The sequence below is a fragment of the Evansella halocellulosilytica genome, from assembly GCF_002335745.1.
Classification (GTDB): Bacteria; Bacillota; Bacilli; order Bacillales; family Salisediminibacteriaceae; genus Bacillus_CA; species Bacillus_CA halocellulosilytica.
Genome location: NZ_NIST01000001.1, coordinates 522,165 through 534,298 on the forward strand (window position 1 = coordinate 522,165; position 12,134 = coordinate 534,298).

The window sequence follows — 12,134 nt, forward strand, 5'->3', positions numbered from 1 at the left end:
CACGCACTTAAAGAGATTCCACTTCTCCATATTTATTTCATCCACTCAGTCACTAATTCCTTATTTCTCTCTTTAAAAATTTGATTATGTGAAGAAACCATTCCTTCACTATTCGCATCAGGCTCAACAAATTGCTTCGCCTTGTTTACCGCATTTGCTGCATCTTGAAAAGCACCTGCAATTAAATTTAGTTTTCCTTCGTGCGTTAAAATATCACCAGCTGCATAAAGTCCAGGAATCGATGACTCTCCATTGACACTGCCATGAATAAAGAAATCGTCCTTCATCTCAATGTCAAATTCACTTTCGCTAAGTAAAGTCGAGTCCCTCTCATAGCCATGATTGATGACAACTTCATCAACTTCCAATTCTGTCACTTCTCCTGCCCCTTGATTTGTGAGCTCCACCCGCTCAACCTTTTCTTTATTCCGTGCAGATATGAGCTTTGTAATTTCCGTTTGCAATAGACATTCTACAGAACTATTCATTAGTTGAGAGACTTGTGCCTCATGTCCTTTTAATACATCTTTCCGATACGTTACATACACTTTTTTTGCAACAGGCTCTAGTTCATTTGCCCAATCAATCGCAGAGTTTCCTCCACCTGAAATAATTACCGTTTTATTTTTAAAATGCTTCAATGATTTTACTGTGTAATGTAAATTCGAAACTTCATATTTCTCTGCCCCGTCAACCTCAAGCTTTTGCGGCTTTAAAATACCACTTCCGACAGCTACGATAACCGTCTTTGATCGATGTTGTTGACCAGAAGCTGCTTTTAAAAGAAAATGTCCATCCTCTCCCCTACTAATTGACTCAATTTTTTCATTTAAAATAACAGTCGGATCGAATGTTAATCCTTGTTTTACGAGCTGAACAATAAGTTTCTCTCCAGTAACAGGAGTCAAACCACCGACATCCCATATCATTTTTTCCGGATAAACATGAATTTTACCGCCTAACTGTTGTTGAAATTCAATAATTTTCGTCTTCATCTCACGGAGTCCACTATAAAAAGCAGAGTACAGTCCCGCAGGACCTCCTCCAATAACCGTTACATCAAATAAGTCATCCTTCTCCACGCCGAACAGCTCCTTTCAACGCCCTCTCAATTGATTATCATTCTCAATTAACTATACGATACTTCCCTTCTCTTTGGCAACCGATGATTTTGGCCTTTCTTATCAATTGACCTTTCGAGACTATTTCTGCTCACCATTCTTGCTTTCTTTAAACGAAGCCGAAATTACAACTTTTTGTTGACAGTAAATGAAGCGGCTTTTATAGTAGAGGTATAAATGCGATTGATAATCATTATCAATAATAAAATGAGAGGAAGGATTTTACTATGATACGCCTTCGTACAGCTGATTTAAGCATTGGCTACGGTGAAAACGTCATTGTCAATAATCTGAATATTGCGTTTCCAGATAAAAAAATTACGACTATTATTGGTCCAAATGGATGTGGGAAATCGACTCTGCTTAAAACGATTACAAGAATTATTTCCAGTAACTACGGAACTGTCCTTTTAGACGGTGAAAGTATTTTCAAAGAAAATACGAAAGCGCTCGCTAAAAAAATGGCAATTCTTCCACAAACACCAGAAACCACAAGTGGATTAACAGTTGGTGAACTCGTATCATACGGACGCTTTCCATACCAAAAAGGGTTAGGTAGGCTATCGAAACGAGATTATGAAGTCATTGACTGGGCGCTTGACGTCACAGGTACGATTGACTTTAAATATCGGACGGTCGACGCCCTTTCCGGCGGCCAAAGACAGCGTGTTTGGATTGCAATGGCTCTTGCCCAGGAAACGGAGATTATCTTTTTAGATGAGCCGACTACATATTTAGATTTAGCTCATCAGTTAGAGGTCCTTGAGCTGCTGCAGAAGCTGAATGAAGAACAAGGGCGTACGATCGTGATGGTCCTCCATGATTTGAACCAAGCTGCCCGGTTTGCCGATTATATCATCGCCCTAAAGAATGGTGAAATTATTCAATCCGGCAACTGTGAAGAAGTCATTAATCATGACGTTCTGAAAACAGTTTTTCACATTGATGCGGTTATTGGAAAAGATCCGCGCACAAAGAAACCAATGTGTCTGACATATAACTTATTAAAAGGAGATTATTCTTATGAAAAAGACACTCTTGCCAGTCATTCTTCTGTTAGTATGCCTTATTAGTGCGTGCAGCAATGACTCCTCTGCAGACGGAAACAGCAGTGAAAATACTGAAATGATCACCTATGAATCGGAAAATGGACCGATAGAAGTCCCTGCAGACCCTCAGCGAGTGGTCGTATTATCCTCTTTCAATGCAGGAAGTGTCATGGCACTTGATGTGAACATTGTCGGAGTCGATACATGGGCGAAGATGAACCCGCGTTACGAACCTTATTTAGAAGGCGCGGAGGAAGTAACCGATGAAAGCTTAGAAAAAGTCATTGAACTAGAGCCAGACTTAATTATTGCTGAACCTGCAAGCAGCAATCTTGATCGATTAAAAGAAATTGCCCCTACTGTCACATATACGTACGGAGCTGTCGATTACTTAACGCAGCATTTAGAAGTAGGTAAGCTGTTAAATAAAGAAGAAGAAGCAAAAGAGTGGATTGATGATTACCAGGAGCGTGCCCGAGAAGCTGGTGAAGAAATTAAGGCTGAAATCGGTGAAGATGCGACTGTATCTGTTATGGAAACCTTTGATAAACAGTTATACGTGTTCGGGGATAACTTTGGACGCGGTACAGAACTCCTCTATCAAGAAATGGGGCTGGCAAAGCCTGAGAAAGTTGAGGAAATGACATCAGACGAAGGCTACTATGCTTTGTCTACTGAAGTGATGTCTGATTATGCTGGCGACTTTATCATTTTAAGCTCTGATGGTGAAGACCTTTCATTCCAAGAGACTGAAACGTATAAGCGTATACCCGCTGTAGAAAACGACCGTGTTTTTATCGCTGACGCAGACGAATTTTATTTTAATGACCCCATTACGTTAGAGTATCAGTTAGAATTTTTTAAAGATAACTTCATAAGCAACTAAGCCCTTAGGGGAATTTCATTCGATGAATTCCCCTAATATTTTTTAAAGAAAAGATGAGTGACGAATGAAAAATAAACGAACTGTACCATTTATATTGAAACTATTCATCGGAATTTTCGTTTTATTTGGGATATTTATTGCAGCTATGGTATTTGGAGCAGCAGAGACGACGCTAAAAGATTTATGGCTTGTACTTACGACAAATGGAGCTGGTGACAGCCTTTCGATGATTCGAGAGATTCGCCTCCCTCGTGTGATCGCCGCCATGTTTACTGGGGCTTCCTTAGCTGTAGCTGGTGCGATTATGCAAGGGCTAACGAGAAATCCGTTAGCTGATCCCGGACTTCTCGGCTTAACTGCAGGAGCAAATTTGGCATTAGCGGTTACGATCGTGTTTATTCCAGCTGCCAATTACTTCGGAATTATGATTGCTTGTTTTATTGGTGCTGCTGTCGGTACTATCATGGTGCTCAGTATTGGTGCAATAAAAAAAGGCGGTTACTCTCCGTTTCGAATTGTTCTCGCCGGAGCAGCAGTTACCGCTTTTCTCACAGCAATTGCCGAAGGAATCGGGATTTATTTTAAAATTTCACAGGAAGTATCGATGTGGACTGCTGGAGGGCTCGTCGGAACCACTTGGGGACAGCTTAACATTATCATCCCGTTTATTACTATCGGTATTTTTCTAGCAATCATCCTTTCGAAGCAATTAACGATTCTCAGTTTAAGTGAAGAAGTGGCAGTAGGCTTAGGACAAAAAACAGTCCAAATAAAAATGATTCTTTTCACTGCAATTATCATTCTTGCAGGTGCTGCTGTTGCACTCGTCGGCAACATTGCTTTCGTTGGGCTGATGATTCCTCATATCGTGCGGGCATTCGTTGGAAGCGATTACCGTTTTATTATTCCAATGTCAGCTATTATCGGAGCAAGCTTCATGCTGTTAGCTGACCTTGTTGGACGTACGATTAGTGCACCTTATGAAACACCTGTCGCAGCAATCGTTTCAATTATTGGTCTGCCATTTTTCCTCTTCATCGTCCGTAAAGGGGGGCAGTCATTCTCATGACCCATCCAGACTTACTAAAAAAGCAAAGACTTATTCTCATACTATTAACTGCTTCCATTCTTATTTCTGCCATCATTAGTTTAGGAATCGGTTCTTCATCACTTTCATTAAGTAGAATCATTCCTGCTTTTCTCGGTTACGGAAGTTTCCAAGAGGAATTTGTATTGTTTTCAGTTCGACTACCAAGGGTCATTGTCATTTTACTAGCAGGTATGGCCCTAGCATTATCAGGAGCGATCTTGCAGGGAATTACGAAAAATGATTTAGCAGATCCTGGGATCATTGGCATTAATGCTGGTGCAGGAGTTGGCGTTGCTATTTTCTATTTATTTTTCCCTACACAAGATGGATTCGTCTACCTTTTGCCGATCGTTGCTTTTGCCTCAGCGTTCATCACAGCATGTGCGATTTATCTCTTTTCTTACAGCAAGACGACTGGTGTTGAGCCTGTCCGCCTCATTCTTACTGGGGTAGGATTTTCAATGGCATTATCAGGAGTGATGATCCTTCTGTTTTCCTCAATCGAGCCTTTTCAAGTCGATTTTATTGCCCGCTGGCTGGCAGGAAATGTATGGGGAACGGACTGGCCTTTTATTTTCGCGATATTGCCATGGTTAGTCATTCTCGTCCCGTTTACTTTATATAAAGCGAACCTGTTAAATATTCTCAGTATCGGAAAAGAAGTCGCCATTGGGGTTGGAGTTTCACTTGAGCGTGAACGGATCGCTCTGCTTTTAGTGGCTGTTGCCCTTGCTGCTTCTGCCGTCTCTGTTACTGGCGGCATTGCGTTTATCGGTCTCATGGCCCCACACATTGCAAAAGCATTAGTCGGTCCGAGAAATCAACTGTTCATTCCGGTTGCAATGTTAATGGGGGGCTGGCTGTTAATCGTTGCAGACATCGTAGGACGTAATATTGTCGAACCAGACGGCGTCCCAACCGGCATAATGGTTGCTCTAATTGGAGCCCCTTACTTTATGTATTTATTGTTAAAAAAATAATTACTATTCGTATAATCTTCTACTTTTTGCACTCTCTATCCTTGCGCTTCGAGCGATCATTTATCCTAGAAATAATATGCGAGTATGATGTTATACGACATTTCGTTTATTGGAATCGTTAACCATTTATCTTAGTATGTATGTTAAGATCGGGATATATGTAATGTTCAGAGGTGGTGCGCTTGAAAAAGAAGATTGATCGTATTGTTTTTACTGTTGCCGGAATCTTTTTCATTCTGTTAATTGTCAAAGATTACTTTCCAGATATACGTATAAGCAATACAGTGATTATTACAGCCCTATTACTTTGTGTATTTATTGGCTTATTCACTTATACTAAACCTGCTCAATCTAACCAAAAAACATACTTATACCGGATCTTACTTTTATTATGCTTTCTCTTTTTGATCACGGTTTTGACACTTCTTGACGGGGAATCTCAAAGTAACATCGGATTAATGAATCCGATCATTTGGTCTTTCTTGGCGATAGTATTTTATATTCATATTCTAAATATAGTAAACACACAAAGGACAGCTGAACCTCATACAGCTGTTCTTTTCTATATTTTAAAACAGGGTTTGCCCTAAAATTATTGTTGCTGCTTAAAACACTATCGCTACTTTGCACGGTCGAATTTGTAAAACAATAATTCATTCATTTTCTTGTTCATTGATTAATTCATTCCGATACGAGACAAACTAAAAATTGACGATTATTTCCTACCTTTAAATTAAAAAATTGCACATTTTTTAAGAAGGAGAAGCGCAATGAAAAGTTCTGTAAAGCATGGTAACAGTAGCATTCATACCTTCATAACAGCGATAATATTAGCTGCCAATTGTATCTCAATCTTATTTGGAATCATATACATATGGATCAACCCTTCTTACGGGATGTGGAATGTACTTGGTGTTATTTTGCTACTGACATTATTAAGTAACGTCACCGTTACTTTATACAAAAGTAAGCATAGGTGGTTAGATTATTTCTACCTCAGCGTCACGATTATCGCCATGTTCGTGATCCCGATTATGAATAGACAGGCATCCAACGACTTGTTAAATGTGACCTCTCGCAGCGGAGTTTCGATATTCTCACTATTTATTTTGCTTGTCCTCGGCGCAATCGTATCATACAAGAAGCTGTCATATATGAGAGAAGCAAAAGCGACTAACGATGAGGACGATTCCCCACCTCTTAACCATACGCAAACCGTATTAAAAAAAATGTTAACCGTTTTTCTACTCATCACTCTCGGCCTAGGTGTTTACTTTGCTTTTGCGTTATTAACTGGAAGTAGTGTCAACCTTTTAGAGGTGGTTTTGCCGCAATACGCACTTTTTTTTAGCGTCATTTTCTTGACGATTGCGATATTCATTATAAAAATCTCTTTACATAAGAAGACAGCATTTTATCATTACCTTATTGGAATTGTCGGAGGTATTCTTATGGTCACGTATTGTCTCCCTTTAATTACTACACTGTTTGCGGTCGATGACGTTGAGTCGAACTACACTGACGCTTTTGGTGGAAACTCAAATCAAAATGATGTATTGAGCATCCCATTTTCCCTTCCTAATTATTTTTTTGGAACAGGAACAAACAACTATCGTTTGAAGCAAGATACGCTTTTTTACGAAGGGGAATACGGTGTTGACAAGGGAATTAAGCTTTATTTCGATGCATACACACCACCAGATAATAAGGAAAATTTGCCTGGAAACAACTCTGTCCTTATTCGCATTCATGGCGGTGGCTGGACAGCTGGTGATAAAGGATCATCTAATAATGCCCAAGTGAATAAGCATTTTGCAAGTCTTGGATATGTTGTCTTTGATGTACAGCATGGACTCAGTCACGAAGAAAAATTTTTTAAATATCTCAATGTTCCGGACCATTTAGTTGCAGGCTTTACGATCGATGATATGGTTCGTCATATTGGGATCTTTACAGACTATTTAGTAGAAAATCATGAAGATTACGGGGCAAACTTGGACTCGGTCTTCGTATCTGGCGCCTCTGCAGGCGGGCAATTAGCAAATTCAGTCGGTCTAGGTCTAGTAAGCGGTGAGTATCCTTACTTAAACCCAAATCTTACGATTAAAGGGATCATCTCTATTTATCCAGCGAATGGGTTAGCACCAGTCATTGGGATTTCCGGACCTGAAGAACTAACAGATCCAGCCCTTTTAGTCACAGAAGAAAGTCCGCCAGCTTTAATATACCAAGGGACACATGACCGTATCGTGGATAAAGCGAATGCAATAATGTTTGACAAGGCTTACGATGAAAAAGGCGACTCACAAGCGGCATTAGTGCTGCTCCCTTTTGCCGGGCATGCCAGCAATTCATACTACCCGGGCTACTATAACCAAGTATTCATTTACTATATGGAACGTTTTATGCAGCAATTTCAATAAAAAAAGTGCAAAGGCTCCTACCTTGTATACATAGACACAAGGTGGGAGCTTTGTTTACAATGATGAATCAGATTTAGTTGTTTAGTAATAAAAAACTTCGATCTTATTACACTTCACACATTTTCTATAATACGTGTTCCCTTTAAAAGAGTGGTCACATTGTTGCTGAAGTTCTTTTAAACGATTCTCCAAAAAATCAAGACGAATCTTCGACTGTTTTATTTCTTCTTCGATTTTTTGCATCTTCGATAACATTTCAAACCTCCTAAAATGTTACTGATAAATATTGCCACCAGACTTTTTAAATTCCTCCGCTTTTTCTTTCATTCCTTTTTCGATCTCTTCTTTCGTAAACAGGTCATTTTCCTTTGCATAATTACGGATATCTTGTGAAATTCTCATACTGCAAAATTTCGGTCCGCACATCGAACAAAAATGGGCTGTTTTTGCCCCCTCTGCAGGCAACGTTTCATCATGATATTCCAGAGCACGTTCAGGATCTAAAGATAAATGAAATTGATCTCTCCAACGGAATTCGAAACGAGCTTTGGATAAAGCCTCATCTCTTTTGTGTGCTCCTGGATGTCCTTTAGCTAAATCCGCGGCATGGGCTGCAATTTTATACGTGATCACTCCTTCGCGAACATCATCTCTATTCGGGAGCCCTAAATGTTCTTTTGGTGTCACATAACAGAGCATCGCTGTCCCATACCAGCCAATCATGGCAGCCCCAATTGCTGATGTAATATGATCATAGCCTGGAGCAATATCCGTTGTAAGAGGTCCAAGCGTATAAAATGGTGCTTCTTTACACGTTTCTAATTGTTTATCCATGTTTTCTTTTATGAGGTGCATTGGCACATGCCCAGGTCCTTCTACCATCACTTGAACATCATGCTCCCAAGCAACCTTGGTTAGTTCCCCTAGCGTTTCTAGTTCTGCAAACTGTGCCTCATCATTAGCATCAGCAATGGATCCAGGGCGTAAGCCATCTCCTAAGGAAAATGCAATGTCATACGTCTTCATAATGTCACAGATTTCCTCAAAATAAGTATATAAAAAGTTTTCTTTATGATGGTAGAGACACCACTGCGCCATAATCGAGCCGCCCCGTGAAACAATACCGGTTAAACGCTTTGCTGTTAATGGAACATAACGCAACAGCACCCCTGCATGGATGGTGAAATAATCAACCCCCTGTTCTGCTTGCTCAATCAACGTATCCCGGTAAATTTCCCACGTCAGATCCTCCGCAACTCCATTTACTTTTTCTAATGCTTGATATATTGGAACAGTACCTACTGGAACAGCCGAGTTGCGGATAATCCATTCACGAGTGTTGTGAATATTTTTCCCAGTTGATAAATCCATAATGTTATCTGCTCCCCAGCGTGTTGCCCAAGTCATTTTTTCCACCTCTTCTTCAATTGAAGAAGACACAGAAGAACTACCGATATTTGCGTTTATTTTAACGTGAAAATTCCGGCCAATAACCATTGGTTCTGTTTCCGGGTGATTGATATTAGCTGGAATAATCGCTCTCCCTTTTGCTACTTCATTCCGGACAAATTCAGGGTCCATATTTTCTCTAATTGCGACAAATTCCATTTCAGGTGTTACAATTCCTTGTTTTGCATAATGTAGCTGCGTCACATTCCTCCCTTTTTTTGCTCGCAATGGTTTACGTCTTAAGCCTGGAAAAACATGATGATTCGCCCGTTGGTCACCATCATTACGAAACCCGTTATCTTCAGGTTTTATGTTGCGGCCCTCGTAATGTTCTACATCGTCTCTTTCCTGTATCCAATGACGGCGAATGGGAGGAAGTCCTTTCATAATGTCAGCAGAATAATTAGAATCGGTGTATGGTCCACTCGTGTCATAGACACGGAGTGGGGGGTTTTCTTCATCTCCAAAGCTGCCCATTGTCGGGCTTAGTTCGATTTCACGCATAGGTACTTTAATATCTGGTCTTGAACCTTCAACATATACTTTTTTACTACCGGAAAAACTGGACATAATCGACATGTTTTTTTCATTTAAAGATGATTTGGACATAAAAAAATCTCTCCTTTTCAATTGTTCATTGATAAAAGGACGAGATCTAGAACATAACGAGCTAAGAAAAATTACCAAAATGATGTACACAAAAAAGCCGGTCCTCCAAACGAATGAAGAATGGACCCGGCTTTATATGTAGAAGTTTATACATCTTTGATGAGTTTCTAACTTCCCTACGCTGGCATGATCCAGATCAGGTCCAAAGGGTCAAGAAACTTCAAAGCGTTTCTTTCTCAGCCCAACTCATTGGACTCCCCTAGTTATAAATATTTAATTTGATTCCAGTATAAAGAAATGTGCAGAAAATTCCAATCGTTACATGGAAAAATGATTCTTTTCTACTGATTCATGATCAATCAATATTGACATAGTTAATTATAACTACCTTTCGTTTTTCAAACTGACCTTATATTACTTCGTGTCTTCCGTTTCTTCATCAAGAGACGGCTCAACTTCCCCTTCATCCCAGTCACCACCAGGGTCAGGTGAGACTAAATCTCCGGAAGAATTGTTACTAACCTTAATCTCAACCGTATAAGACATCGGAACAAATTCATTAAAATTGCTCATTTCGACAACGGTTCCCTTTACTTCAGGTGCGTCTACATATTTTACCGTGTACTGTATATTTGCCCCTTTTGACTGATACTCTTCGTAAAACAATCGAGGTAGCTCACCCTCTAACTGACCACGGTAATCGTTTAAAAATGGACGCCCATTTGAATAGACAACAGTCAGCTCTTTATCATCTCTTTCTGTTAACTTTGTTCCTTCTTCAACCGATTGAGAGATTAGTCCCCCATATGAAACATCAGCATGATATCTTTGCTGAACCATTACTGACAAACCAGGGTAACTCGTTGCTTCTTCAATTGTCAGTTCACCAAAATTTGGTACGACAACAGCTTCTCCTAAAGAAACGGTCACTTCCATTGTGTCACGCTTCGCCACTTTCTCTTCGGGCGAGACACTCTGGCTTATAATCATATCCGCCTCGATATTATTTGAGTCTTCCTCTTCATAAGAAATCTCGATTTCATTAGATTCTGCCCATTGTTCGACTTCGGACTTTGGCTGCCCTGTAAAATCGGGTACCTCTATATCTTTTTCAAACACTTCTTCGCCTCTAGAATAATAGACAATTGCATTGTCCCTACGGCGGTATTCTGATTCATCAATACTCGAATCACGAATTTCAAACCGAATAAACTCTCCCTCATCGATATCGTCACTATACTCTGGCACGAGCTGGAGATTCTCAGCCTTATAGTCAGCAATCCAAGTCGCAGCCTCATGCTGACTCATTTCCTCAAAATCCGGTAATGAGATCACTTCATCTGGGTCCGGACCTGTACTGCTTACGAACGTAATCGTTCCACCTTTACGAACATTTTCCCCTGCTGGTACGCTTTGAGACATAATTTGGTTTGAATCATACTCCATCGTGTGCTCATGGGTTAATTCCATTTCTATATTATGCTCACTAGCCCACGCACGAGCATCAGAGACAGCTTCACCGACAAAGTCTTCCATTTTCACGTGAACAACTTGATAATAAATAATGAAAATGAGGATGACTGCTACTAGAGCTCCTGCAATACTTCCGATCATCACCTTCCGCTTTTTCTTATGATAGGAAGGATCATACTCGAGCTCTTCAACCGCATCATTGCGGCGGCTGCTCGGTTTACTTTCATGTTTCGGCGTAAGGATGTCTGTTTCGTCGTGTTCTAATTCTTCCTCTGCTTCTTGCTTCTCATTCGATTGATCGGGTTCACTCGAATCTTTTTGTTCTTGCTCATCCAACAGTTTATCGTACTTATCTTTATTAAACTTTGATAAAAAGTCACTCATGTAAAGATAGTACACCTTTCTTCAGCATATATGTCTGATCCGATTGTTGAGCAATTTCATTCGAGTGAGTGACGACAATGACACATTTATCATGTTCATATGCAAGCTTTTTAAATGTATCAATAATTTCTTGTTCCATTTCTTCATCCAAATTTCCGGTCGGTTCATCGGCAAGAATTAATTCTACATTTGTCGCTAATGCACGGGCAATTGCCACCCGCTGCTGCTCCCCACCAGAAAGCTTATTCACAAAACGATCAGCCTTACTTTTCACAATTCCAATATAGTCTAATAAATTATAAGCAACGGTTTTCTGATCATCAGGTAACTCATTTTCTGTAATCGACATCGGAACGAGTACATTTTCGACCGCCGTTAATGTCGGGATTAAATTATAGCTTTGAAAAATAATTCCGACGTTATTTCGGCGATATTGTTCATAACCGATTTGTTTAATATCTTTTCCGTCAAATAAAACACTGCCATTATGTGGTGAATCTAACGCACTTAGTAATGACATGAACGTTGTTTTTCCAGAACCTGATTGCCCCAAAATCGTATAAAACTTTCCTTTATCAAAGGAAGCGTTCGTTTCCTTTAAAATATATCGGCGATTCTCTCCATCTTGATAGTAATAATCTAAGTCTCTAGCTTCTAGTATCATCATTTT

At 39.9% G+C, this 12,134-nt stretch carries 11 protein-coding genes and 1 riboswitch; of the genes, 6 read left to right on the top strand and 5 right to left on the bottom strand.

Translation table 11 applies throughout. The features are described 5' to 3' along the window. Positions 1-32 precede the first annotated feature (32 nt). Complete coding sequence (locus CD001_RS02325; RefSeq protein WP_096186024.1) at positions 33-1,082, bottom strand: NAD(P)/FAD-dependent oxidoreductase; 1,050 nt, start codon at positions 1,080-1,082, stop codon at positions 33-35. Between the two features lie 266 nt (positions 1,083-1,348). On the opposite strand from CD001_RS02325, the gene CD001_RS02330 reads away from it, so the two are divergent. The 6 genes from CD001_RS02330 (at position 1,349) to CD001_RS02355 (ending at position 7,549) form a co-directional block, all read left to right on the top strand. Beyond that, complete coding sequence (locus tag CD001_RS02330) at positions 1,349-2,194, top strand: ABC transporter ATP-binding protein (RefSeq protein WP_096186025.1); 846 nt, start codon at positions 1,349-1,351, stop codon at positions 2,192-2,194. Continuing rightward, complete coding sequence (locus tag CD001_RS02335) at positions 2,145-3,056, top strand: iron-hydroxamate ABC transporter substrate-binding protein (protein WP_096186026.1); 912 nt, start codon at positions 2,145-2,147, stop codon at positions 3,054-3,056. The genes CD001_RS02330 and CD001_RS02335 overlap by 50 nt, the downstream gene beginning before the upstream one ends. Positions 3,057-3,120: 64 nt before the next feature. Next, positions 3,121-4,125 (top strand): FecCD family ABC transporter permease, encoded by a 1,005-nt coding sequence (locus tag CD001_RS02340; protein WP_096186027.1) that lies wholly within the window; start codon positions 3,121-3,123, stop codon positions 4,123-4,125. Beyond that, complete coding sequence (locus CD001_RS02345; RefSeq protein WP_096186028.1) at positions 4,122-5,126, top strand: FecCD family ABC transporter permease; 1,005 nt, start codon at positions 4,122-4,124, stop codon at positions 5,124-5,126. The genes CD001_RS02340 and CD001_RS02345 overlap by 4 nt, the downstream gene beginning before the upstream one ends. Before the next feature lie 182 nt (positions 5,127-5,308). After that, complete coding sequence (locus CD001_RS02350) at positions 5,309-5,716, top strand: hypothetical protein (RefSeq protein WP_096186029.1); 408 nt, start codon at positions 5,309-5,311, stop codon at positions 5,714-5,716. A 180-nt stretch (positions 5,717-5,896) separates the two neighbouring features. Then, complete coding sequence (locus CD001_RS02355; protein WP_096186030.1) at positions 5,897-7,549, top strand: alpha/beta hydrolase; 1,653 nt, start codon at positions 5,897-5,899, stop codon at positions 7,547-7,549. A gap of 81 nt (positions 7,550-7,630) precedes the next feature. Here CD001_RS02355 and CD001_RS02360 read toward each other — a convergent pair whose 3' ends face one another. The 4 genes from CD001_RS02360 to CD001_RS02375 all read right to left on the bottom strand — a co-directional run bounded on the left by CD001_RS02360 (position 7,631) and on the right by CD001_RS02375 (position 12,128). Continuing rightward, complete coding sequence (locus tag CD001_RS02360; RefSeq protein WP_096186031.1) at positions 7,631-7,804, bottom strand: serine protease; 174 nt, start codon at positions 7,802-7,804, stop codon at positions 7,631-7,633. 18 nt (positions 7,805-7,822) lie between these two features. Then, on the bottom strand, positions 7,823-9,607 hold the full coding sequence (thiC, locus tag CD001_RS02365; protein WP_096186032.1) for a phosphomethylpyrimidine synthase ThiC: 1,785 nt from the start codon (positions 9,605-9,607) through the stop codon (positions 7,823-7,825). 156 nt (positions 9,608-9,763) lie between these two features. Next, positions 9,764-9,878: riboswitch (TPP riboswitch) on the bottom strand. 143 nt (positions 9,879-10,021) lie between these two features. Continuing rightward, positions 10,022-11,464: a PASTA domain-containing protein gene (locus CD001_RS02370; RefSeq protein ID WP_096186033.1), complete on the bottom strand. Its 1,443-nt coding sequence runs from the start codon at positions 11,462-11,464 to the stop codon at positions 10,022-10,024. Beyond that, positions 11,457-12,128 (bottom strand): ABC transporter ATP-binding protein, encoded by a 672-nt coding sequence (locus tag CD001_RS02375; protein WP_218839272.1) that lies wholly within the window; start codon positions 12,126-12,128, stop codon positions 11,457-11,459. Before CD001_RS02375 ends, CD001_RS02370 begins: the two co-directional genes overlap by 8 nt. Positions 12,129-12,134 lie beyond the last annotated feature (6 nt).

Coding starts and splice junctions, on each gene's coding strand:
- CD001_RS02330 (WP_096186025.1), top strand. CDS start 1,349: ATGATACGCCTTCGTACAGCTGATTTAAGCATTGGCTACGGTGAAAAC.
- CD001_RS02335 (WP_096186026.1), top strand. CDS start 2,145: ATGAAAAAGACACTCTTGCCAGTCATTCTTCTGTTAGTATGCCTTATT.
- CD001_RS02340 (WP_096186027.1), top strand. CDS start 3,121: ATGAAAAATAAACGAACTGTACCATTTATATTGAAACTATTCATCGGA.
- CD001_RS02345 (WP_096186028.1), top strand. CDS start 4,122: ATGACCCATCCAGACTTACTAAAAAAGCAAAGACTTATTCTCATACTA.
- CD001_RS02355 (WP_096186030.1), top strand. CDS start 5,897: ATGAAAAGTTCTGTAAAGCATGGTAACAGTAGCATTCATACCTTCATA.
- CD001_RS02360 (WP_096186031.1), bottom strand. CDS start 7,804: ATGTTATCGAAGATGCAAAAAATCGAAGAAGAAATAAAACAGTCGAAG.
- thiC (WP_096186032.1), bottom strand. CDS start 9,607: ATGTCCAAATCATCTTTAAATGAAAAAAACATGTCGATTATGTCCAGT.
- CD001_RS02370 (WP_096186033.1), bottom strand. CDS start 11,464: ATGAGTGACTTTTTATCAAAGTTTAATAAAGATAAGTACGATAAACTG.
- CD001_RS02375 (WP_218839272.1), bottom strand. CDS start 12,128: ATGATACTAGAAGCTAGAGACTTAGATTATTACTATCAAGATGGAGAG.